The sequence below is a fragment of the Streptomyces oryzae genome (assembly GCF_017676365.1).
GTDB lineage: Bacteria > Actinomycetota > Actinomycetes > Streptomycetales > Streptomycetaceae > Streptomyces > Streptomyces oryzae.
The window spans coordinates 1-21,928 of sequence record NZ_JADKMA010000088.1; the positions used below are offsets into that span (position 1 = coordinate 1).

Consider the following 21,928-nt stretch of genomic DNA (forward strand, 5'->3'; position numbering starts at 1 on the left):
CCCCCTCCCCCCTCACCCGTACGCCGGCAACGGCCCGGCGCGGATGACCGGCGCGCCGCGGCGGCCGGCGCAGAGCGTCGCCGGCGGCTGAGCAGCGGCGGCTGCTCGGCCCCGGCGGCTCCTCGACGGCGGCAGGCGCACGGCGCGAGTGGCGACCGTGCGCCGGTGGCGGGTCAGCGCCACCGGCGAGTACCGGAAAGAGCCCACACGGCGGCTGTTGGTGCTCGGCTCCGCCCGAGAGAGCAGCAAGCCCGGCACCTGCCCGGTGCCGGGACGGAAGAGAAAGGACACGCTCATCAAGACCAGCAACGACAACCCCGGAAACCGCCTCGTGCTCCGCAGTGCCAGGGGCACCGGCAGGGCCGCGCGTGCGGTGTTCGTATCGGCTCTCTCCCTGGGCCTCGCCACGGCGGGCACGGTCGCCTACGCGGCGCAGGGTTCGGGTACGTCCGGGGACTCCGGATACCAGACGAAGATCATCGGGGGCGAAGAGTCCACCGAGAACTACTCGTTCATCGTCTCTCTGCAGAAGCAGCGCGGCGACGACCCGGACGGCCACACCTGCGGCGGCACCCTCGTCGCGGCCGACTGGGTGCTGACGGCAGGGCACTGCGTCACCACCACGGCGGGCGCCAACGACCCCGGCATGTACCACGTGCGGGTCGGCTCCCTGGACCGCACCCAGGGCGGCGAGGTCGCCAAGGTGAAGAAGATCGTGGTCCACCCGGGCTACAAATACCAGGACGAGAACCGCGGGAGCGCCGACGACCTCGCGCTGCTCAAGCTGTCCTCCAAGGTGTCGAAGGCACCCGCGCAGCTGGCGGCCCGCACCCCCGCAGCCGGCGAGACCGTCAAGGCGACCGGGTGGGGCTACACCAAGGCGACGGGCAACGACCCCTCGCAGCTGCCCGTCAAGCACCGCGAGGTCGATCTCCCGGTGCTGGCCCCTGACACCCCCAAGTGCATCTCCAACGAGACCGACGGGGACGCCTGGGGCATCCGTGAGGGAGACTTCTGCACCGACAACCCGGACGGCAACGCCGGTACGTGCGGTGGCGACTCGGGCGCTCCGGCGCTGACGAAGGTGAACGGCCGCTGGCAGCTGTCGGGCGTCACCAGCCGGTCCGTCGGTGACTGCGGCACGACGCCGGACATCTACCCGAGCGTCGCCGAGCACCGCGACTGGATACGCAAGTACATCGGCTGACCTGCCGCATCGGGGAGGGGGCTGCACACTCCCGCCGGGGACGCCTGAACCGGGCACTCCCACCGGCCCGGGGGCAGCCCCCTCCCCCTTCGCAGCACGCCCTTCGGGAAAGGACACTCGGATTGAACCGGATCGACCTGGTCACGCTGCTGGTCGAGGAGTACGACGAGGCCCTCGCGTTCTACGTCGACCTGCTCGGCTTCACGGTCCGCGAGGACACCCGCGTCGACGAGCACAAGCGGTGGGTCGTGGTGGACCCGCCCGAGACGGGCGGCACCGGGCTGCTGCTGGCCCGCGCCGCGAACCCGGCGCAGCGCAGCCGGGTCGGGGACCAGACGGGCGGACGGGTGGGGTTCTTCCTGCGCACCTCCGACTTCGCCGCCGAGCACGCCAGGCTGACCGCGGTCGGCGTCCACTTCGAGGAGGTGCCCCGCCAGGAGCCGTACGGGACGGTGGCCGTCTTCCGCGATCTGTACGGCAACCGGTGGGACCTGATCCAGCCCCGCGCTGCCCGGCCGGCCCCGACAGAGCTGCTGGCCCGCTATCACCGGGCGATGCTCGACCGGGACGCCGACGCGCTGGCCGAGCTGTACGCCGTGGACGGTGTGCACGAGTTCCCGTTCACTTTTCCGGGGCTGCCCGGGCGCTTCACCGGGCGGGAGGAGATCCGGGCGGGCTACCACGCGCTGTGGGACGGCAGTCCGGCCAGGCCCGAGGAGATCCGCGATGTCGTGGTGCACGAGAGCGCGGACCCGCAGGTGCTCACCGTCGAGCAGACGGTGACGGGGACCGTGGCGCCGGAGGGACGCCCGTTCCGCTTCCCGGGACTGCTGGTGCTGCGGGCCCGCGACGGTCGCCTCGTCCACGTCCGCGACTACATGGACGGGCTCGGGGTCGCGCATGGGATGGGCCGCCTCGATGCGGTCGCGGCCGCGCTGCGCGAGGACGCGAGCGGCGAGCCGGGCGGCGACGCGGGCCGCGGCATTCGCCGGTAGATTCTTGGCGTCCGGCCGCCATACGGCTCAACCCGCTGCGAATATGGAGTTTTCCGTGCGTGTCGTGATCGCCGAGGATCTTTTTCTGCTCCGGGACGGCCTGGTACGGATGCTGGAGGCGTTCGACTTCGAGATCGCCGCTGCGGTCGACAACGGCCCCGAGCTGAGCCGGGCGCTGCTGGAACTGGAGCCGGACGTCGCCGTGGTGGACGTACGGCTGCCGCCCTCCTTCACCGACGAGGGGCTGCAGTGCGCGCTCCAGGCGCGGCGCAAGCGTCCCGGGCTGCCGGTGCTGGTGCTCTCGCAGCACGTCGAGCAGCTGTACGCGCGCGAGCTGCTGGCGGACGGCAACGGCGGGGTGGGCTATCTGCTCAAGGACCGGGTGTTCGACGCGGACCAGTTCGTGGACGCCGTACGCCGGGTCTCCGAAGGCGGTACGGCGATGGATCCGCAGGTCATCCAGCAGCTGTTGACGCGGCGCGCGCAGGACGAGCCGATGGGGAATCTGACCGCCAGGGAGCGGGAGGTGATGGAGCTGATGGCGCAGGGCAGGTCGAACGCGGCCATCGCGGCGCAGCTGTTCGTCACCGAGCGGGCCGTCGCCAAGCACACCTCCAACATCTTCGGAAAGCTGGGGCTGCCGCCCTCGGACGACGACAACAGGCGGGTACTCGCCGTGCTCGCCTACCTCGACCGAGGCTGACCGCTTCGTTACCGTGCCTCCCCGTACGTGTCTTTGGTCACATACGGCAGGACATCCGACAGGATTCCGTCACCTGGAGGCGCCCCCCATGCACGAGCCGATCACCAAGCACGAAAGATACGACAAGTCCGATCAGTCCGGTGGCACTCCCCTCGGTCCGCCCCCCGGTGCTCCCCTCAACCGGCGTGCCGTGCTGGGCACCACGGGGGCGCTCGGCGCGGGTCTCGCGCTGGGGAGCGGGTACCTCCCTGCCATGGCAGCGGACAGAACCGGCGCCCCCCAGGGCGCACAGGACGCACGGGCCACAGCCGCCGCGCCCGGAAAGGCGCCCGCCATCGACGCAGCACGCGCGGCGCTGCAGCGGCTGCTCCCCCGGCATGCGGACCAGATCACGCTCCGGCAGCTCGGCGGCCCCGAGCGGTTCCAGGTCACCGGCAGCGCGGGCCGCATCCAGGTGGCGGGCACCGGAGCGGTGGCGCTGCTGACCGGCGTGCACTGGTACCTCAAGTACAGCTGCGACGCGCACATCTCCTGGGCCGGCAGCCAGCTCGACCTGCCCGCGACGCTGCCCGCGCCCCGCAAGCAGCACGCCCAGCGGGCCACCGTGCCCAACCGGTTCGCGCTCAACGACACCCACGACGGCTACACGGCCCCGTACGCCGACTGGGGACAGTGGGAGCGCTTCTTGGACATCCTGGCGCTGCACGGCTTCAACGAGGTGCTGGTGACCGCGGGCCAGGAGGCCGTCTACCACCGGATGCTCCAGGACTTCGGCTACAGCGACCAGGAGGCCCGCTCCTGGATCCCGGCCCCCACCCACCAGCCGTGGTGGCTGCTGCAGAACATGGCCGAGTACGGCGGCCCCATCAGCACCGAGCTGCTCAAGAGCCGGGCCGCGCTGGGCAAGCGGATCGTGGAGCGGATGCGTCAGCTGGGGATGAAGCCGGTGCTGCCGGGCTACTTCGGCACCGTTCCGGCCGACTTCGCCAAGCGCAACAAGGGCGGCCGTACCGTTCCGCAGGGCAAGTGGAGCGGGCTGGAGCGGCCGCCGTGGCTGGACCCGCGTACGGCGGTGTTCCGCAAGGTGGCGGCCTCCTTCTACGCACACCAGCGCAGACTGTTCGGCGAGGTCGACCACTTCAAGATGGACCTGCTGCACGAGGGCGGCGACCCCGGCAACGTACCGGTGCCGCAGGCGGCGCGGGCCGTGGAGAAGGCGCTGCACACCGCACGGCCCGGCGCCACCTGGGTGATTCTCGGCTGGCAGGAGAACCCGCGCCGCGACCTGCTCGACGGGCTCAAGGCCAAGGACAAGATGCTCATCGTGGACGGCCTCTCCGACCTGGACCGGGTCACCGACCGGGAGAAGGACTGGGGCGGGGTGCCGTACGCGTTCGGGACCATCCCCAACTTCGGCGGCCGCACCACCATGGGCGCCAAGACGCACATGTGGACGGAGCGCTTCACCGCCTGGCGGGACAAGCGGGGCAGCAAGCTGGTCGGCACCTGCTACATGCCGGAGGCCACCCACCGGGACGCGGCGGCGCTGGAGCTGTTCAGCGAACTGGCCTGGCGGGACAACGCAGTCGACCGCGGCACCTGGTTCGACGGCTGGGCGAGGATCCGCTACGGCGCCTCTGACGCCCAGGCGAAGAAGGCGATGACGGCGCTGCGGGAGACCGCGTACCGCATCAACAGCAAGGACGGCCGGCCGCACGACAGCGTCTTCGCCGCCCGTCCCAGCCTGGCCGCGCGCTCCGGCGCCTACTACGCCACCCACACCCCCGCCTTCGACCTGCCAGCCTTCGACGCCGCGTTCGCCGCGCTGTTGGGTGTCGGCGCGCGGCTGCGGAAGACCGACGCCTACCGCTACGACCTGACCGACACCGGCCGCCAGGTCCTCGCCAACCGCTCCTGGTCGCTGATCCCGCAGCTCCAGGCCGCCTACAAGAAGAAGGACGCGGCCACCTTCAAGAAGCTGGCCGCGCTGTGGCTGAAGCTGATGGAGCTGGCCGACGAGATGTCCGGCGGCCACCGCGCCTTCCTGCTGGGCCCCTGGCTGGCGGCGGCCCGCGCCTCGGCGGCGTCCGCGCGGGAGCGCGCCGACCTGGAGCGCACGGCACGGGTGCTGGTCACCACCTGGGCCGACCGCCCCACGGCCGACGGCGGCCATCTGGCCAACTACGCCAACCGCGACTGGCAGGGCCTCATCCGCGACTTCCACCTCCCCCAGTGGAAGGCGTTCCTCGACGACCTCCAGGACGCGCTCGAACAGCGGCGCGCCCCCAGGAAGTTCGACTGGTACGCGGAGGAGGAGCCCTGGACGAAGAAGACGAACGACTACCCCACCAGGCCGCTCACCGACCCGTACACCACCGCCACCCGGGTCCGTGACGTCCTCGTCAAGGCGCCCTACCAGGGCTCGCTGAAGGTCGCGGCCCAGCCGCGCGCCGTACCGCCGGGCAAGGTCAGCACGGTGGAGGCGGTCTTCCGCAACGAGAACGGGCTGTGCCCCACCGGCGCGGTCGACCTCGCGCTGCGCGGCCTCGACGGCGCTCAGACGCAGGACCCGACCTCGCACCGCGCCATCAGCCCCGGCGGCACGGCCACCGTGCGCTGGCGGTTCACCACGGCCGACCAGCCGCTGACCGAACCGCTGGAGCCGCTGGAGTACACCGTCGAGGTCGAGAACGGCCCCGAGGGCCAGGAGCGGGTCACCACCGTCGAGGACGGCCGGATCTACCGCGCCGGGCCGCTCCCCGACGGCGTGGAGACCGCCACGACCAACGACGCCGCCTTCGGGTACCTGGAAGGGCGCTGGGCGATCGACGGCGCGGGCGCCGATCTGTGGAAGTCCACCGCCGAGTTCGGCACTGTCTACCGTCCGCAGGCGCTGGACGACGGCGGCGCGGTGACGCTGAAGGTCGTCTCCCAGCAGGAGAGCGGCCCGTGGGCCCGCGCGGGCATCGTCGTCCGCAACCGGCTGGCCGAACCGGACTCGGCGGGCTTTGTGAACCTGGCGGTGACTCCGGGCCACGGCGTCGTGCTGTCCTACGACAGCAACGGAGACGGCACCCTGGATACCTACCGGTCGGTCTCCGGGGTCAAGGCCCCGGTGCTGCTGCGGCTCTCCCGGTCCGGCAGCTCCTACAAGGGGGAGCTGTCCAGCGACGACGGGAAGAGCTGGCGTACCGTCTCAACCGTCGAAGTGCCCGGAGCGTCAGGCAGACAGGACGCCGGTCTGTTCATGTCGGCCACCAACGGCGGCAGCGGCGACCGCGCGCTGGTGGAGTTCGCGGACTGGCGGACGCGGTAGCGCGGGCACGGGGGTGAGCAGGTGGAGGGGGCGCAGCAGTGACGGACGACAGACCGCGGGCCGCGGTGCAGACACACGAGCTGATGCTGGCGCTGGTCCGGGGACCCGTGCTCGCGGTCGTCGGCCTCCCCCTCTCCATCCTGCTGTTCGTCCTCTCCCTCGTCTCGATCGCGCTGCTGCCGATCGGGGTGGGCGTCATCAGCACACCGCCCACCCAGCTGGCCGTCCGCTGGTACGCGAACCAGCGGCGGCGGCTGGTCCGCGAGTGGGGCGGGTTCGAGGTGCCGGAGCCGTATCAGCCCTGGCCGCGCGAGCTGCGCAGCGGCGTCGTCGGCCAGGTCGAGCGGTGCGTTCTGCTGCTCAAGGACCCGGCGACCTGGCGGGACATGGCCTGGCTGTCCGCCGATATGACGGCCGGCTTCGTCACGGCGCTGCTGCCGCCGCTGCTGCCGGTCAACCACCAGCTGACCAAGGCGATGCTGGAGCCCACCCGCGAGATGCTGCTGGCCCAGCGGGTGGAGCAGCTGTACGAGACGCGGCACGACGCGGTGGACACCTCCGCCGCCGAGCTGCGCCGTATCGAGCGGGATCTGCACGACGGCGCGCAGGCGCGGCTGGTCGCCATGGGCATGAGCCTGGGCACCATCGAGGCGCTGGTCGAGCGGGACCCGGCGCGCGCCAAGCAGATGATCGCCCAGGCGCGGGAGAACTCCGCTGAGGCGCTGAACGAGTTGCGGGATCTCGTGCGCGGCATCCATCCCCCGGTGCTCGCCGAACGCGGCCTCCCCGACGCGCTGCGCGCGCTGGCGCTGCGGATGCCGGTTCCGGTGGAGGAGGACATCGAACTGCCGGGCCGCTTCGACGAGCCCGTCGAGTCGGCGGTGTACTTCGCGGTGAGTGAGCTGCTCACGAATGCGGCCAAGCACGCGGAGGCGGGGAAGGTGTGGCTCGACGTGCTGTACGCCCCCGCCGCGGGCGGCGGGGGCTCCGTGATCCGGGTAACGGTGACCGATGACGGCAAGGGCGGTGCCTCTTTGGAGGGTGGCTCCGGGCTGGGCGGCGTCCAGCGGCGCCTCGCCCAGTTCGACGGCGCCCTCGCCCTGAGCAGCCCGCGCGGCGGCCCGACCATGATCACCCTGGAGGTCCCGGCCGAGCCGGTCACGGGGTGAGCCCATGAGCTCCGCGCCGGTGAGGGGCTGACCCTGACGCGCCGTCGCGGACTGCGGGTGCTCCCTGGCTTGTCGCGCAGTTCCCCGCGCCCCTTCGGGGCGCAACTGTGCCCGCGAAGCTTGGGCAGTCTGCTCCCCCAAGCTCTGCGAGCAGGGGGTCCCCCCCCGGGCGCAGGGTGGGCAAGCGCAGCCCACGTTGCCGGGCACGCGAAATCTGCGGGGAACCCGTCGCCGCCCTGCCCGGTGACCGCGCCGGTGAGGGGCTGACCCTGACGCGCCGTCGCGGACTGCGGGTGCCCCCTGGCTTGTCGCGCAGTTCCCCGCGCCCCTTCGGGGCGCCTCCGGTGACCGCGTGGGTGGGGGCTCGTTCTCAGGGGTGTGAGTGAGGGGACGCTGGACGTCGAGCAGGCCGAGCTCGCACTTGTCGAGCACTATGAACGGCTGGTCCGGCTCGCGTATTGCGTGCTGGGCGACGGCCCGCGCCGAGCCCTCGCAGCGCACGAGCTGACCCGCGGGGCGCTCCCCACCCGGTGCACGTCGACGGCGGCGCTCCCCGGCCCGCGGAGAACGGGCGAGGACCCCGCGTACGCATGGCTGCGGCTCCGCGTGCTGCGCGCTGCGCTGCCCCGGCCGCGGGGCGAGGCCCCGGCTCGCGCCGCGTACGCACTGCGGCACCTGGAGGGGCTGGCCGACCAGGACATCCGGCAACTGCTCAGCGCTGCCCGGGTGAAGGACCCGGACGCGGCACTCGCGGAGGCCGGAACGGGGGCCGCGACCGGGACCGTTGCCGAGCCCGCGCCGGGCCCCCCGGACGGGCCCGCCCCGCCGGACGGCGGGGCGCCCCCGTGCCCGCTGTGCCGGGTCCAGGCGCCGCGCCCCCTCGACGTGGTGCGGCGGCGCCGGTACTGGCGGGCGGCGGGGGCTGCGGTGTTCGCCGCAGTGGTGGCAGCCGTGATGCTGGGGGCGCCCGGGGACACCTGGGGGCCGGATGCGGCGGCGCGGCCCCCCGTGGTGCGGGGCACCGACGGGGAGCGTGCCCTCGATCCGGGCGCCCTGGCCCGTGCGCGGCCCGGCGCCTGGCGGCGGGCCTCCCGTACGGACTTCGCCGCATGGCCGGCGCGCGGCGCCCTCACCCGCGATGAATCGTTGCTGCGGCGGGCGCTGGTCACCTGGGCCAGGCCACGCGCCGACGTGCGGGTCACCGCAGCACCCGGCACGCCGAAGGGCCCGCCGCCCGGCCCGCCCCAACTCCTGTACGCGGGGCGGCTGGACGGCTTCGCCGTGGTGCTGCTGTACGACGGGCTGCGGGTGGCGCGGTACGCCGAGCCGCTGGACCCGGACGACGGTTCGGCCGCGGCCAAGGACGGGGTCTCGCTGGAGCTGGCCCGTACGGCGGGTGCGGGTACGGCCGCTTCCGGGGCGCTGGTGGTCAGCCGGGGCGAGGGCGAGGTGCGGTATCTGGCGGCCCCGTGGATCAGCCACGCCGCCCAGGTGGATCTCCGTGACCCGGCGGACGTGGCGGGCCGCGCGCTCTCCCGGGACGAGGACGGGGTGACCGAACGGGTACCGCTGCCGGTGACGCTGCCGCGCCACTGCGAGAACTGGCCGGGGCTGGCGCTGCGGGGCAGCCCCGGCGCAGCACCGGACACCCAGCTCTACACGGACCTGGGCGAGTTGACCCCGGCACGGCTGACGGACGGCAAGGAGCGGGCACCGGCGACGGGCGCAGCAGCCCGCGGACGGCTGGCGCACACGGTGTGCCATCTGCCGGCGGTGCTGGACGAGGGCGTCAAGGCGGTCAACTCCTGGCAGTTCGCCCGGCAGCGGCTGCCGGACGGGGACGGCGCGGCGGCGTGGGTGTGCACCAGGGCCGGGACCTGGCGCGGTGCGGGCGCCCGGGTGATGACGCAGTTCCAGCCCTCGGCCGCAGCGCCGGGCCGTCCGGGAGCCGTCACCTCGCGCGCCGAGGACACCAGGGCGTGCGGCCCGCGGGCCCGTAAGGTCCTCACGGGGCTGCTGTGGAAGTCCACCGAGGACCACTGGTACGTGCTGGCCGCCGGGGACGAGAGCGTCACCCGGCTGCGCGCCCGCGGCAGCGGCCTGGCGGACGGCCCGGCGGAGACGAGGGGCAACACTCTGGCCGTACGCGCCGAACGGGACACCTCGGTCCGGCTGTCGGCGACCCGCGCGAACCGCACCCGGGCGCGCCCCGCGCACTGATCCGGCGCGCCCTCTCACACGTCGCGGCGTATCACCGCCGCCGTCCCCGCCGCGACGAAGGTGACGCTCCAGCAGGTGAGGATCAGCAGCGCGGCGCCCCAGCCGTAGGTGCCGTTGTCCCCCAGGAGCAGGGCCTCGGAGGCGCCGGCCGGGAGGAGGTCAACGGCGGTTTCGCCGCCCGGGAGCACGTCCAGGCCCACGGGCAGCAGGAACAGCAGCCCGAACAGCGCGGTGACCGTCCCAGCGGATCTGCGCACGACGGCGGCCAGCCCCACGGTCAGTACGCTCAGCAGCGCGGCGTGCGTCCCGATGCCGAGCACCTGGCCGCTGACGGTCGCGGCGTCGAACGTGCTCTCCTCCAGCGCCAGGACGCCGCACACCACGCCCACCACGGCGCACACCAGTCCGGCCGTGAAGGTGACGGCGCCGAGCAGCAGGCACTTGGCGGCTGTCAGGAGCCCTCGGCGGGGGACGCACAGAAAGGCCGTCGTCGCGCTGCCGGTGGCGTACTCGCCCGTCACCGACAGCATGGCCAGGGCCGACAGGACGAGTGCCACACCGTTGAGTTCGGCGATCACGGCCGGGTCACCGGGTGAGGCGGTGGGGTCGTGGGTGAGGACGCCCGCCGAGGAGGCGATGGTCCCGGTGAGCACGGCCGCGCCCGGCAGCAGATACCAGGTCGAACGCAGGGACACCAGTTTCGTCCACTCGGCGCTCACGGCCCCGCGCAGCGCGCTGGGCAAGGACAGGGACGGGGACAGGGCCGGGGACGGGGACGTCGGGCCGCGCCGCGCGGCATCTGCGGCAGCCATCGTCACACTCCCGCTTCCACGTCGGTACGCCGTTTCCGGGCGTACTCCACACTCTCCGAGGTCAGCCGCATATACGCCTCCTCCAACGACGCCTCGACGGCGCGCAGTTCGTACAGATGCACATGTGCCTCGTGGGCGAGGTCGCCGACGCGTTCGAGCGGTACGCCGCTCACGTCCAGCTCGCCCGGAGCGGGGCTGTCCACCTCGGCTCCCTCCCGGGCGAGCCGGTCGGCGAGGGCGGCCAGACCGCCGTGCTGCGGGCCCCGTACCCGCACGCTGCGGCGGGTGCCGGCCGCGACGACGTCCGCGACCGGGCCGTCGGCGAGCAGCCGTCCCTGCCCGATGACGACGAGCCGGTCGGCGGTCAGCTCCATCTCGCTCATCAGATGGCTGGAGAGGAAGACGGTCCTGCCTTCGGCGGCCAGGGACCGCAGAAAGGTGCGCACCCACAGCACGCCATCGGGGTCGAGGCCGTTGACGGGCTCGTCCAGCAGCAGCACCTCAGGGTCGCCGAGCAGCGCGGCGGCGATCCCCAGCCGCTGGGCCATCCCCAGCGAGAAGGTGCCCGCGCGCCTGCCCGCGACATCGGTCAGGCCGACGGCGCCGAGCACCTCGGGCACCCGGCGGGCGGGGATTCCGTTGCTGCGGGCCATGGCCAGCAGATGCTGGTGGGCGGTGCGCCGGGGGTGGGTGGCGCGCGCGTCGAGCAGCGAGCCCACGGTGCGCAGCGGGCGGCCGAGTCCGGCGTACGGCTTGCCGCTGATGAGTGCGGTGCCGGAGGTGGGCCGGTCCAGCCCGGTGATCATGCGCATGGTGGTGGTCTTGCCCGCGCCGTTGGGGCCGAGGAAGCCGGTCACCTTGCCGGGGGCCACCTCCAGCGTCAGGTCGTCGACGACGGTCTTTTCGCCGTATCTCTTGGTCAGTCCGCGCAGTGTGAGCATGCAGGGGACGGTAGGCAGCGGCCGGAGCGGGGGCAGTGCACGTTGGTCGTCGGCGCCCTGCACTTTCGTCAGGGGTCCGCCCGCCGCCGGAGGACGCCGGAGCTGCGCTGGGTTAGCGTGCTGCCGTAAGCGGGCGCGTAAGCGGGGACGGGGAACACGATGATCCGGGTGCTGCTGGCGGACGACGAGGCGATGATCCGGGCCGGAGTGCGGGCGATCCTCGCGTCGGCCTCGGACATCGAGGTCGTCGCGGAGGCGGACGACGGGCGGGAGGCGGTCGCCCTCGCCCAGCGGCACCGCCCCGATGTGTGCCTGCTCGACATCCGGATGCCGAAGCTGGACGGGCTGCGCGCGGCGGCCGAGCTGCGGCGCACCTGTCCGGACAGCGCGGTGATGATGCTGACCACCTTCAGCGAGGACGAGTACATCGCCACCGCGCTCGGCTCCGGCGCCGCCGGTTTCGTCCTCAAGTCCGGCGACCCGCAGGAGCTGCTGTCCGGCATCCGCGCCGTCCACGGGGGCGGCGCCTACCTCTCCCCCGCGGTCGCCCGGCACGTCATCTCGCACCTGGCCGCCGGGCAACTGGGCCGCCGGGCAACCGCGCAGGCCCGCACCGCCGCGCTGACCCCGCGCGAACGCGAGGTGCTGGGCCTGGTCGGCGCCGGACTGTCCAACGCCGACATCGCCGCGCGGCTGCACGTGGTCGAGGGCACGGTGAAGACGTACGTCAGCCAGATCCTCGCCCGGCTGGAGATGAAGAACCGCGTCCAGGCGGCGATCCTCGCCCACGAGGCGGGGCTGGTGCCGGGGTGAGCGGCCTCACCGTGCCGGTGCGTGCGCCGTGGAGCCCCGTACGACCAGTTCCGGCTGGAAGACGAACTCCGTGTCGGCCATCGGGCTGCCGCCCATGGGTTCCAGCAGGGCGTGGACGGCGGCGTTCGCCATGGCCCGCACGGGCTGCCGGACGGTGGTCAGCGGTGGGTCGGTGAAGGCGTTGAACTCGGAGTCGTCGTAGCCGACCACCGAGACCTCGCCCGGCACCGCGAGGCCGCGCTGCCGGGCGGCGCGTACCGCTCCCAGTGCCATCAGATCGCTGCCGCACACGATGCCGGTGCAGCCCTCCTCGATGAGGGCACCGGCCGCTGCGTGACCGCCCTCGACGGTGAAGAGGGTGTGCTGGATACGCGGCTCGATCCCGGCCTCCCCCAGGGCCCGGGTGAAGCCCGCGACCTTGCGCCGGGTGGGCACGAACCGCTCCGGGCCGACGGCCAGCCCGATGCGGCGGTGGCCCAGCTGGAGCAGGTGGTGGACGGCCATCGCGGCGGCGGCCTGGTCGTCGGGGGAGACGAACGGTGCGCTGATGCTGTCGTTGTAGCCGTTGATCAGCACGAACGGCACCCCGCGTTCGGCCAGCCTGGTGTAGCGGGACGGGTCGGCGGTCAGGTCGGCGTGCAGGCCGGAGAGGAAGATGATGCCGGAGACGTCGCGCTCGACGAGCTGGCCGACCAGTTCGTCCTCGGTCGCGCCGCCCAGCATCCGCGTCCCCAGTACGGGCGTGAACCCGTAGCCGGCCAGGCACTCCTCGATGACCTGCGCGAACGCCGGGAAGATCGGGTTGGTCAGCTCCGGGATGACCAGCCCGACCAGCCCCGCGCTGCGCTGCCGGGCGCGCGCGGGGCGCTCGTAGCCGAGCACGTCGACCGCGGCCAGCACCCGCTGCCGGGTGGCGGCGGCCACGCCGGGCTTGCCGTTCAGCACCCGGCTCGCCGTGGCCTCGCTGACCTCGGCCTGCGCGGCGATGTCGGCGAGGCGCGCGGTGAGGGCACCGGTCATCCGGCGGCCCACCAGGCGGTAGTGTCGCCGGGCAGCCCGGCCTCGCCGGCCGCTTCCTGCTCGGTCAACGGACGGCTGGCCAGCAGCAGTTCGCCGGTCGGCAGGTCCAGCCGTACCGGCTCGCCGCGGGTGTTGGCCGCGCACACGAACGCGCCGCGCCGGAAGGCCAGCACGCCTTCGGGGGCCGGGAGCCACCGCAGCGGTTCGCCGTCGCCCAGCTCGGGCCGCTCCCGGCGCAGCCGCAGCGCGGTGCGGTAGAGCTCCAGGGTGGATGCGGGGTCACCGGTCTGGGCGGTGACGGAGAGCGCGCCCCACCCGGGCGGCTGCGGCAGCCAGCTGCCGCCGCTGCCGAAGCCGTAGGAGCTGCCGCCGTCCGCGGTCTCCTCCTCGGCCCAGGGCAGCGGCACCCGGCAGCCGTCGCGGAGCCCGTCCTGGCCGTTGTCCCGGAAGAAAGAGGGGTCCTGGCGCGCCTCGTCGGGCAGTTCGGTCACCTCCGGCAGCCCCAGCTCCTCGCCCTGGTAGAGGTACGCGGAGCCGGGCAGCGCCAGCATCAGCAGCGACGCCGCGCGCCCGCGTGCGTGGCCGCCGCCGAGCCGGGTGCGGTGGCGTACGACGTCGTGGTTGGAGAGCACCCAGGTGGCGGGCGCGCCGACGGCGCCGAGCGAGGTGAGGGAGGCGTCGATGACCTCGCGCAGCGCGGCGGCGTCCCAGCCAGTGTTGAGGTAGTGGAAGTTGAACGCCTGGTGCAGCTCGTCAGGGCGTACGTACAGCGCGGTGCGCTCGGCGCTGGGCGTCCACGCCTCGGCGACACCGACGCGGTCGCCCGGGTACTCGTCCAGCACCTGCCGCCAGGAGCGGTAGATCTCGTGCACGCCGTCCTGGTCGAAGAACGGCAGCTCGGCCGTGCCCAGCAGCTTCAGCTGCTCGGTGCCGCCCATATCGGGCAGCCCGGCCGCCTTGACCAGGCCGTGCGCCACATCGATCCGGAAGCCGTCCACGCCCAGGTCCAGCCAGAACCGCAGTACGGAGCGGAACTCGTCGCGGACGGCGGGGTGGTCCCAGTTGAAGTCGGGCTGCTCGGGCGCGAACAGGTGCAGATACCACAGGCCAGGCGAGCCCGGCACCGGGCTCCACGCGGGCCCGCCGAAGACGGACTCCCAGTCGTTCGGCGGCAGTTCGCCCGCCGCGCCCTTGCCGGGCACGAAGTGGTAGCGCTCCCGCGCTGCCGGATCCCCCGCGAGGGCGCGTTTGAACCACTCGTGCTGGTCGGAGGAATGGTTGGGAACGATGTCGATGATGACGCGCAGCCCGAGCGCGTGCGCGTCCCTGATCAGCGCGTCCGCGTCGTGCAGCGTGCCGAACATCGGGTCTATGGCGCGGTAGTCGGCCACGTCGTATCCGGCGTCCGCCTGCGGCGAGGCGTAGAAGGGGCTGAGCCACACGGCGTCCACACCGAGCTCGGCGAGATGCGGCAGCCTCTTCCGTATGCCGGGCAGGTCGCCCATGCCGTCACCGTTGCCGTCCGCGAACGAGCGCGGATACACCTGATAAATCACCGCATCCCGCCACCACCCGGCTGTGCGGGGCGGCTCCGCCGGAGCAGCCTCTTCCACGGCGCCTTCGGCCTGAGGTGCACTGCTGTGCTGAGTCATGTCGTCCCTGAAGAGTTGAGGTGACGCACCCCGTCAGGGGCGCGAGCCTGTGTCCTAAGACTTGGTCGCTCCAGCTGTCAGCCCGCCCACCAGATGCCGCTGGGCGAAGCCGAAAACAACGGCAGCCGGTACGGCGATGACAACGGCAGCCGCCGTCATGGAGCCCCAGTCGGCCCCGTAACGGTTGACAAAGGTCTGCAGGCCGCCCGCCAGGGTCAGGTTCTCCTCGCCGGTCATGAACGCCGTCGCGTAGGCGACCTCCGCCCACGCGGTCACGAAGGTGTAGAACCCGGTGACGGCGATCCCCGGCCTGGCCAGCGGCAGGATCAGCCGCCAGAAGGTGCCGAACGGGGTGAGCCCGTCCACCCGGCCCGACTCGTCGATGTCGACGGGGATCGTGTCGAAGAACCCCTTCATCATCCACGCGCAGAACGGCACGGCGATCGTCAGATACGTGATGATCAGCCCCACCGGCTGGTTGAGCAGCCCCAGCTTCGCCATCGTGTTGTACAGCGGCACGATCAGCACGGCCATCGGGAACATCTGCGTGATCAGCAGCACCCACATCAGCGGCCGCATCCCGGGGAAGCGGAACCGGCTGAGCGCGTACCCGGTGGAGGCGGCCACCAGGACACCGATGACGGTGGTGCCGACGACCACGACCAGCGAGTTGCCGAACCAGGTCAGGAAGTGGGTGTCGGCGATGACGTGCCGGTAGTTGGCGAAGGTGAAGTCCTTCACCAGCGCCGTGGTGAACGACTCGCTCTTCGGCTTGAACGAGGTCACCAGCAGCCACAGCGGCGGGAACAGCGCACACACCGTGCCCAGCAGCAGACCGGCGTGGAGTCCGGCGGAGGCGAGCGGGCTTCTCTTCGTCGTTCTCATGGTCGCGTCCTCACCACGCCTCTGACTGGCGGCGCAGCGCCCGCCGGTAGCCGACCGTGAACAGGGAGAGCAGCAGCAGGATGAGCACACCCCAGGCGGCCGATGTGGCGAAGTCGCGGGGGCTGTTGACAAAGGACAGCCGGAACGCGTACGTCACCAGGATCTCCGTGGAGTCCTCGGGCCCGCCCTTGGTGAGCAGGAAGATCACCGGGAACATGTTGAACGTCCAGATGGTGCTCAGCAGGATCACCGTGCTGCTGACCGAACGCACGCCCGGCAGCGTGATGTTGCGGAACCGCTGCCAGGGTCCGGCGCCGTCCATCTCGGCGGCCTCGTACAGCTCGCCGGGTATCGCCTGGAGCGCGCCCAGCATTGCGACGATCATGAACGGGACGCCGAGCCAGACGTTGACCGCGATCACGGAGACCTTCGCCCACGTCGGGTCCCCCAGCCAGGGGACGCCGTCGATGCCGCCGCCGTCCAGCACCTTGTTGAGCAGGCCATTCTTCTCGTTGAAGAGCATCTTCCAGGCGAAGACGGAGACGAAGGCCGGGATGCCCCAGGGCACGATCATGGCGACCCGGTAGAACGAGCGGCCGCGCACCTTGCGGTTGAGCATGACCGCGAGGGTCAGCCCGAGGGTGAAGGTGACGCCGACGCATCCGGCGGTCCACACCGCAGTCCAGCCCAGGCGGTCCCAGAAGACGCTGTCGGTCAGGATCGCCTTGTAGTTGTCCAGGCCGGTGAATTCATAGGTGGCCGGGATGTGGTTGACGCCGATGGTGCGTTCGACGTTGGCCTCGTCGGCGTCGGTGAGCGAGAGGTAGACACCGCGGGTGAGGGGGTAGCCGATGATCAGCCCGATGACCAGGGTCACCGGGGCGACCATGACCCACGCGTACCAGTGTCTCGCCGCCCAGTTTCGCAGCCGGCTCATTGCTACTTGTAGTCCTTCAGGAGCTTGCGGAACTCGTCACCGGTCTTGTCCGCGGCTTCCTGCGGCGACTTGCCCCCGGCGAGTACCCCGTCGACGCCGACCCGGATGGGCTCGAAGAGGGAGTTGCTCTCGGCGATCCACGGCCGCTGGACGGCCTTCTCGACGGCGGGCCGGAAGAACTTCACCATCTCGTTGCTGCGCACGGCCTCGCGCTCGTAGACGGACTTCCGGGTCGGCAGCAGCGACAGCTCCTCGGTGGTGCGGGCCTGCACCTCGGCGCTGCTCATGTACTTGGCGAACTCCTGCGCGGCGCGCATGTTCTTCGTCCCGGCGTACACCGAGAGGTTCCAGCCGCCCTGCGGTGACCCCTGCGCCCTGCTGCCGGCCGGGACGGGGGCGACGCCGAGGTTGTCCTTGTTCGCGCCCTTGAACTCCTTGCCCTCGCGGGCGAGTGCGATGTCCCAGGGGCCGTCGACGATCATGGCGACCTTGCCCTCCTGGAACGCCTTGATGCCGTTCTCCTGGCCGTCGCTGGAGTCGGTGATCGCCGCCTTGGAGTCGACGAGGTCCTTCATCGTCGCGAGGGCCCGCACACCGGGCTTCTGGTCGACGGTGACCTTCTTGCGCTTGGCGTCGATCAGATCGCCGCCCTCGCCGTAGAGGTAGGGCAGGAACCAGTAGGGGTCGTCGCCGCGCAGATAGAGCGCGGTGGCGCCGGTCTTGTCCTTGATCTTCTTGGCGGACTTCTTCAGGCCGGCGAAGGAGGTGGGCACTTCGACGCCCGCCTTCTTCAGCAGCCGCTTGTTGTAGAAGAGGCCGAGGGTGTCGGTGACCTGCGGCACCGCGTAGGTCTTGCCCTTGAACTTCGTGGAGCCCGCTGCCGTCTTGAGGTAGTCGGACTCGTTGTCGAGCGCGGGAGTGCCGTCCAGCGGGGCGAGGTAGCCGAGGTTGGCGAAGTCGGCGACCCAGGCGACCTCGGTGCGCATCACGTCGGGGGCTCCCGAGTTGCCGCCTGCCGCGTTCTTGAACTTCTGGTTGGCGTCGCCGAAGTTGACGTGGACGTACTTGACGTTCACCTTCGGGTGCTTCTTCTCGAAGTCCTCGGCGATCTTCTTGTAGGTGCCCTTCTCGCCGTCGTTCGAGGTATCCCAGTAGGTGACGGTCCCCTCGATCTTGCCGCTCGAGCCGTTGCCGGCACCGTCCGAACCGCCGCCGCAAGCCGTTGCCGCAAGTGCCAGCCCCGCAACCAGCGCGGTGGCGCCTATGCCACGCCGCATGTCCGATCCCTCCGCAAGGTGAAAGGGCGCACGCAACGGCAACTGCCGGCCTGTGGCGGCGCCCGGCTGCGGAGGAACGTAACAGCGCTGACATCCGGTGGAAAGACCTTGCCGCAAATTTCTGCAAGGATGCGGGCCGCCGCAAGACCGCACGTAACTCCCGGGACGTGTCCGCGTTGTCACCCTTGACACTGGCTTGCCGCACTTCGCGACCCGTACGACCGGTACCGGGTCCCGCCCGATGGGGAAGACTTGTGACCCAGCACGCCACCACCCCGCACGCGAACGCCCCGCGCGCGAACACCCCGCGCGCCGTCTCGCAGCAGACCGTCGCCTCCGACCCCGCACCCGCGGCACGCCCTCCACAGTCCTCGCTGGGCTGGTGGCGGGACGCCGTCATCTACCAGATCTACGTCCGCTCCTTCGCCGACAGCGACGGCGACGGGATCGGCGATCTGCCCGGGGTACGGCAGCGGTTGCCCTACCTCACCGAGCTCGGCGTGGACGCCGTATGGCTGACGCCGTTCTACGCCTCCCCGCAGGCGGACGGCGGCTACGACGTGTCCGACTACCGCGCCGTCGACCCCCGCTTCGGCGAACTGTCCGACGCCCGGGCGCTGGTGGCCGAGGCGCACGCGCTCGGGCTGCGGATCATCCTCGACCTCGTCCCCAACCACACCTCGGACCAGCACCCCTGGTTCCTGCGTGCGCTGGCCGGCGACCCGGAGGCCCAGGCCCGCTACCACTTCCGCGACGGCCGCGGCGAGCACGGCGAGCTGCCGCCCAACGACTGGAAGTCCGTCTTCGGCGGCCCCGCCTGGACCCAGGTGCCCGGCGCGCCGGGACGGTGGTATCTGCACCTGTTCGCCCCCCAGCAGCCGGACCTGAACTGGCAGCACCCGCGGGTGCACGAGGAGTTCGACTCCGTGCTGCGGTTCTGGCTGGACATGGGCGTGGACGGGTTCCGTGTCGACGTCGCGCACGGCATGGTCAAGGCCGAAGGGCTGCCCGACGTCGGCGCCCGGAGTCAGGCCCGCATGATCGGCGCCCAGCAGCTGCCGTTCTTCGACCAGGACGGGGTGCACGAGATCCACCGCTCCTGGCGCCGGCTGCTGGAGTCCTACGGCCCCGACCGGATCGGCGTCGCCGAGGCATGGGCACCGACCGCTGAGCGGCTGGCGCTCTACGTACGCCCCGACGAGCTGCACCAGGCGTTCAACTTCCACTTCCTCAAGGCCGGCTGGGACGTCGGCCAGCTGCGGAAGGTGATCGAGGAGTCGATGGCCGCCACCACCTCGGTCGGCGCCCCGACCACCTGGGTGCTCTCCAACCACGACGTCGTACGCCACCGCACCCGGCTCGGCTCGCTGGCGCGGGCCCGCGCCGCCGCGCTGCTGATGCTCGCGCTGCCCGGCTCCGTCTACCTCTACCAGGGCGAGGAGCTGGGCCTGCCGGAGGTGACCGAACTGCCCGACGAGGCGCGCCAGGACCCCGCGTTCTTCCGCGCCGTCTCCGGCGTGGGCGACGGCCAGGAGGGGCTGCGCGACGGCTGCCGGGTGCCGATGCCGTGGGAGACGGACGGGCCCTCCTACGGTTTCGGCCCCGCCGGAAGCTGGCTGCCGCAGCCGGCGGACTGGCGGAAGCTGTCCGTCCAGGCGCAGACCGGCGACCCGCTCTCCACCCTGGAGCTGTACCGGACGGCGCTGCGGCTGCGCAAACTGCTGCCGGGGCTCGGCGACAGCGCGATGGAGTGGCTCCAGGCGCCCGACGGCGTGCTCGCACTCTCCCGGCCCGACCTGGTGTGCCTCCTCAACACCAGGGACGAGCCGGTCGATCTGGCGCCCCCCGGCGAGCTGCTGCTCTCCTCGGTGCCCGAGGAGTCCCGGGATTCCATGGAGGCCGGAGCGCCTGCCGGACAGCTGCGGATCCCGGCGAATTCCTGCACCTGGTGGGCAGCGTGATGCAGGGCCGGTAAGGTCCAGTCCTGTGACCGCGCGGCTAGCTGACATCGCAGCACAAGCGGGGGTCAGCGAAGCCACTGTCAGCCGGGTGCTCAACGGCAAGCCGGGAGTGGCAGCGACCACCCGCGAATCAGTGCTGGCCGCCCTCGACGTGCTCGGCTACGAGCGTCCCGTCAAGCTGCGGCGCCGCAGCGAGGGCCTGGTGGGGCTGATCATCCCCGAGCTGGAGAACCCGATATTCCCGGCCTTCGCCCAGGTCATCGCGCAGGGCCTCACCCGGCAGGGCTACACACCCGTGCTCGCCACCCAGACCCCCGGCGGCTCGACCGAGGACGAGCTGACCGAGATGCTGGTGGACCGGGGCGTCGCCGGGATCATCTTCGTCTCGGGGCTGCACGCCGACACCACGGCCGACGTCGGGCGCTACGAGCGCCTGCACGGCCAGGGCGTGCCCTTCGTCCTCGTCAACGGCTTCTCCGAAGGGGTGCGGGCGCCGTTCGTCTCGCCCGACGACCGCGCCGCGATGCGGCTGGCCGTCACCCATCTGGTCTCGCTCGGCCATGAGCGCATCGGGCTGGCACTCGGCCCGGAGCGCTTCGTGCCCGTACAGCGCAAGATCGAGGGCTTCACGCGGACCATGCGGGAGCACTTCCGCGGTGATGCCGCCGAGCTGATCGAGCACTCCCTCTACACCCTGGAGGGCGGGCAGGCCGCGGCCGGCGCACTGCTCGGGAGGGGCTGCACCGCTGTGGTGTGTGCCAGCGACATGATGGCGCTCGGTGCGATTCGCGCTGCGCGGCAGCGGGGGTTGTCGGTGCCCGGCGATGTTTCGGTCATCGGGTTCGACGACTCCCCTCTCATCGCCTTCACCGATCCGCCGCTGACGACCATACGGCAGCCCGTCACCGCGATGGGGCAGGCCGCCGTACGGGCGCTGCTGGAGGAGATCGGGGGTACTCCGGCGCCGCACAGTGAGTTCGTCTTTCTGCCGGAGTTGGTGGTTCGGGGCTCCACGGCGTCCTGTAGGCAGAACCCTTAGGCGAAGTGGTCCCAGGGGTCCACCGACGGTACGACGCTGGGTGGCCAAGACCCGACCGCAGGATGATCGGCCCATGGCCCCCGTCTGGCAGACTGTCGCTCTATGGGGGTACCGACCACGAGGACAGAAGAAGCCGGCCCGCAGGAGACCACCGAAGCCCCGGCGGAGCCGAGTGCCGCGCAGGCCGGCGGGGTGCGCTCCGCGGGTGGGGGCCGCGAGCTCCTGACGCGGTGGCGTTCCCCCCGGCACCCCCGGCTGTGGTTTGAGATCGTGCTGATCGCGGTCAGCTACTGGACGTACTCCCTCATCCGTAACGCGGTCCCGGAGCAGCGCGCCGAGGCGTTGCGCAACGCCGACTGGATCTGGCGTACGGAGCACGCGCTGGGCATCGCCGTCGAGCACTCCATCAACCATGCGGTGGGCGGGGTGACGTGGCTGATCGTCACGATGAACTACTACTACGCCACGCTGCACTTCATAGTGACCATCGGAGTGCTGGTGTGGCTCTACCGCGCGCATCCGGGGCGGTACGGCGCGACGCGGCTGGTGCTGTTCGCCACCACCGGCAGTGCGCTGCTGGGCTACTACCTCTTCCCCCTCGCGCCGCCGCGGCTGATGGGCGGCGGGCACTTCATCGACACCGTGCAGGTGCACCAGACGTGGGGTTCCATGGCGTCGGGGAACCTGGCGCAGATGTCCAACCAGTACGCGGCCATGCCCTCGATGCACATAGGGTGGTCCGTCTGGTGCGGGATCACCATCGCGATGCTGGCCCGGCCGGTGTGGGCGCGGGTGCTGGGGGTGCTCTATCCCCTCGCCACGCTGACCGTCATCGTCAGTACGGCCAACCACTTCTGGCTCGACGCCGTGGGCGGGCTGCTCTGTCTCGGGCTGGGCTTCAGCATCTCCTACGCCTGGTACGGGCGCGTCTCCTACCGCCTGCCGCGGCTGGCCGCCTCATCTGCGTGAGGGGGCGGCCGG

The 21,928-nt window shown here is 71.9% G+C and carries 16 protein-coding genes and 2 pseudogenes; 11 read left to right on the plus strand and 7 right to left on the minus strand.

Features of this window, described 5'->3' with window-relative positions; all coding sequences use genetic code 11:
- Positions 1-148: 148 nt before the first annotated feature.
- The 7 genes and pseudogenes from ITI46_RS18260 to ITI46_RS18290 all read left to right on the plus strand — a co-directional run bounded on the left by ITI46_RS18260 (position 149) and on the right by ITI46_RS18290 (position 9,610).
- Positions 149-1,207: a S1 family peptidase gene (locus ITI46_RS18260; RefSeq protein ID WP_307808223.1), complete on the plus strand. Its 1,059-nt coding sequence runs from the start codon at positions 149-151 to the stop codon at positions 1,205-1,207.
- Positions 1,208-1,329: 122 nt separating this feature from the next.
- Positions 1,330-1,716 (plus strand): annotated as a pseudogene (locus ITI46_RS18265) (VOC family protein); the annotation flags it as partial.
- 30 nt (positions 1,717-1,746) lie between these two features.
- A pseudogene (locus ITI46_RS18270) lies at positions 1,747-2,202 on the plus strand (nuclear transport factor 2 family protein); the annotation flags it as partial.
- Positions 2,203-2,257: 55 nt separating this feature from the next.
- Positions 2,258-2,905 (plus strand): LuxR C-terminal-related transcriptional regulator, encoded by a 648-nt coding sequence (locus ITI46_RS18275; protein WP_209240713.1) that lies wholly within the window; start codon positions 2,258-2,260, stop codon positions 2,903-2,905.
- An 88-nt stretch (positions 2,906-2,993) separates the two neighbouring features.
- Positions 2,994-6,221 (plus strand): alpha-N-acetylglucosaminidase, encoded by a 3,228-nt coding sequence (locus tag ITI46_RS18280; protein WP_209240714.1) that lies wholly within the window; start codon positions 2,994-2,996, stop codon positions 6,219-6,221.
- 38 nt (positions 6,222-6,259) lie between these two features.
- Positions 6,260-7,390 (plus strand): sensor histidine kinase, encoded by a 1,131-nt coding sequence (locus tag ITI46_RS18285; RefSeq protein ID WP_307808224.1) that lies wholly within the window; start codon positions 6,260-6,262, stop codon positions 7,388-7,390.
- Between the two features lie 378 nt (positions 7,391-7,768).
- Positions 7,769-9,610, plus strand: a complete 1,842-nt coding sequence (locus ITI46_RS18290; protein WP_209240715.1) for a hypothetical protein — start codon at positions 7,769-7,771, stop codon at positions 9,608-9,610.
- A 14-nt stretch (positions 9,611-9,624) separates the two neighbouring features.
- Here ITI46_RS18290 and ITI46_RS18295 read toward each other — a convergent pair whose 3' ends face one another.
- A complete protein-coding gene (locus ITI46_RS18295) occupies positions 9,625-10,422 on the minus strand; it encodes an ABC transporter permease (protein WP_247746180.1) in 798 nt (265 codons plus the stop codon).
- A 2-nt stretch (positions 10,423-10,424) separates the two neighbouring features.
- Positions 10,425-11,363: an ABC transporter ATP-binding protein gene (locus ITI46_RS18300; RefSeq protein ID WP_209240716.1), complete on the minus strand. Its 939-nt coding sequence runs from the start codon at positions 11,361-11,363 to the stop codon at positions 10,425-10,427.
- Between the two features lie 159 nt (positions 11,364-11,522).
- Here ITI46_RS18300 and ITI46_RS18305 point away from each other — a divergent pair, with 159 nt between their 5' ends.
- Complete coding sequence (locus ITI46_RS18305) at positions 11,523-12,176, plus strand: response regulator (protein WP_209240717.1); 654 nt, start codon at positions 11,523-11,525, stop codon at positions 12,174-12,176.
- A 6-nt stretch (positions 12,177-12,182) separates the two neighbouring features.
- On the opposite strand, the gene ITI46_RS18310 is transcribed toward ITI46_RS18305, so the two are convergent.
- The 5 genes from ITI46_RS18310 to ITI46_RS18330 are packed head-to-tail and all read right to left on the minus strand — an operon-like array spanning position 12,183 to position 17,947.
- On the minus strand, positions 12,183-13,196 hold the full coding sequence (locus ITI46_RS18310; protein ID WP_209240718.1) for a LacI family DNA-binding transcriptional regulator: 1,014 nt from the start codon (positions 13,194-13,196) through the stop codon (positions 12,183-12,185).
- Positions 13,193-14,848, minus strand: coding sequence for a glycoside hydrolase family 13 protein (locus tag ITI46_RS18315; RefSeq protein ID WP_209240719.1), 1,656 nt, complete (start codon positions 14,846-14,848; stop codon positions 13,193-13,195). The genes ITI46_RS18310 and ITI46_RS18315 overlap by 4 nt, the downstream gene beginning before the upstream one ends.
- Before the next feature lie 54 nt (positions 14,849-14,902).
- The gene (locus ITI46_RS18320) at positions 14,903-15,733 is read right to left on the minus strand and encodes a sugar ABC transporter permease (RefSeq protein ID WP_209240720.1); all 831 of its coding nucleotides are present in this window, start codon (positions 15,731-15,733) and stop codon (positions 14,903-14,905) included.
- A gap of 10 nt (positions 15,734-15,743) precedes the next feature.
- Positions 15,744-16,670, minus strand: coding sequence for a carbohydrate ABC transporter permease (locus ITI46_RS18325; RefSeq protein WP_209240721.1), 927 nt, complete (start codon positions 16,668-16,670; stop codon positions 15,744-15,746).
- A 2-nt stretch (positions 16,671-16,672) separates the two neighbouring features.
- The gene (locus ITI46_RS18330; protein WP_209240722.1) at positions 16,673-17,947 is read right to left on the minus strand and encodes an extracellular solute-binding protein; all 1,275 of its coding nucleotides are present in this window, start codon (positions 17,945-17,947) and stop codon (positions 16,673-16,675) included.
- 254 nt (positions 17,948-18,201) lie between these two features.
- Here ITI46_RS18330 and ITI46_RS18335 point away from each other — a divergent pair, with 254 nt between their 5' ends.
- The 3 genes from ITI46_RS18335 to ITI46_RS18345 all read left to right on the plus strand — a co-directional run bounded on the left by ITI46_RS18335 (position 18,202) and on the right by ITI46_RS18345 (position 21,916).
- Positions 18,202-19,908: a glycoside hydrolase family 13 protein gene (locus ITI46_RS18335; protein WP_209240723.1), complete on the plus strand. Its 1,707-nt coding sequence runs from the start codon at positions 18,202-18,204 to the stop codon at positions 19,906-19,908.
- 25 nt (positions 19,909-19,933) lie between these two features.
- Positions 19,934-20,947 carry a LacI family DNA-binding transcriptional regulator gene (locus tag ITI46_RS18340; protein ID WP_209240724.1) on the plus strand — a complete coding sequence of 338 codons (1,014 nt, stop codon included), beginning with the start codon at positions 19,934-19,936 and terminating at the stop codon, positions 20,945-20,947.
- A gap of 102 nt (positions 20,948-21,049) precedes the next feature.
- Complete coding sequence (locus ITI46_RS18345; protein ID WP_209240725.1) at positions 21,050-21,916, plus strand: phosphatase PAP2 family protein; 867 nt, start codon at positions 21,050-21,052, stop codon at positions 21,914-21,916.
- The last annotated feature ends 12 nt before the right edge of the window (positions 21,917-21,928 follow it).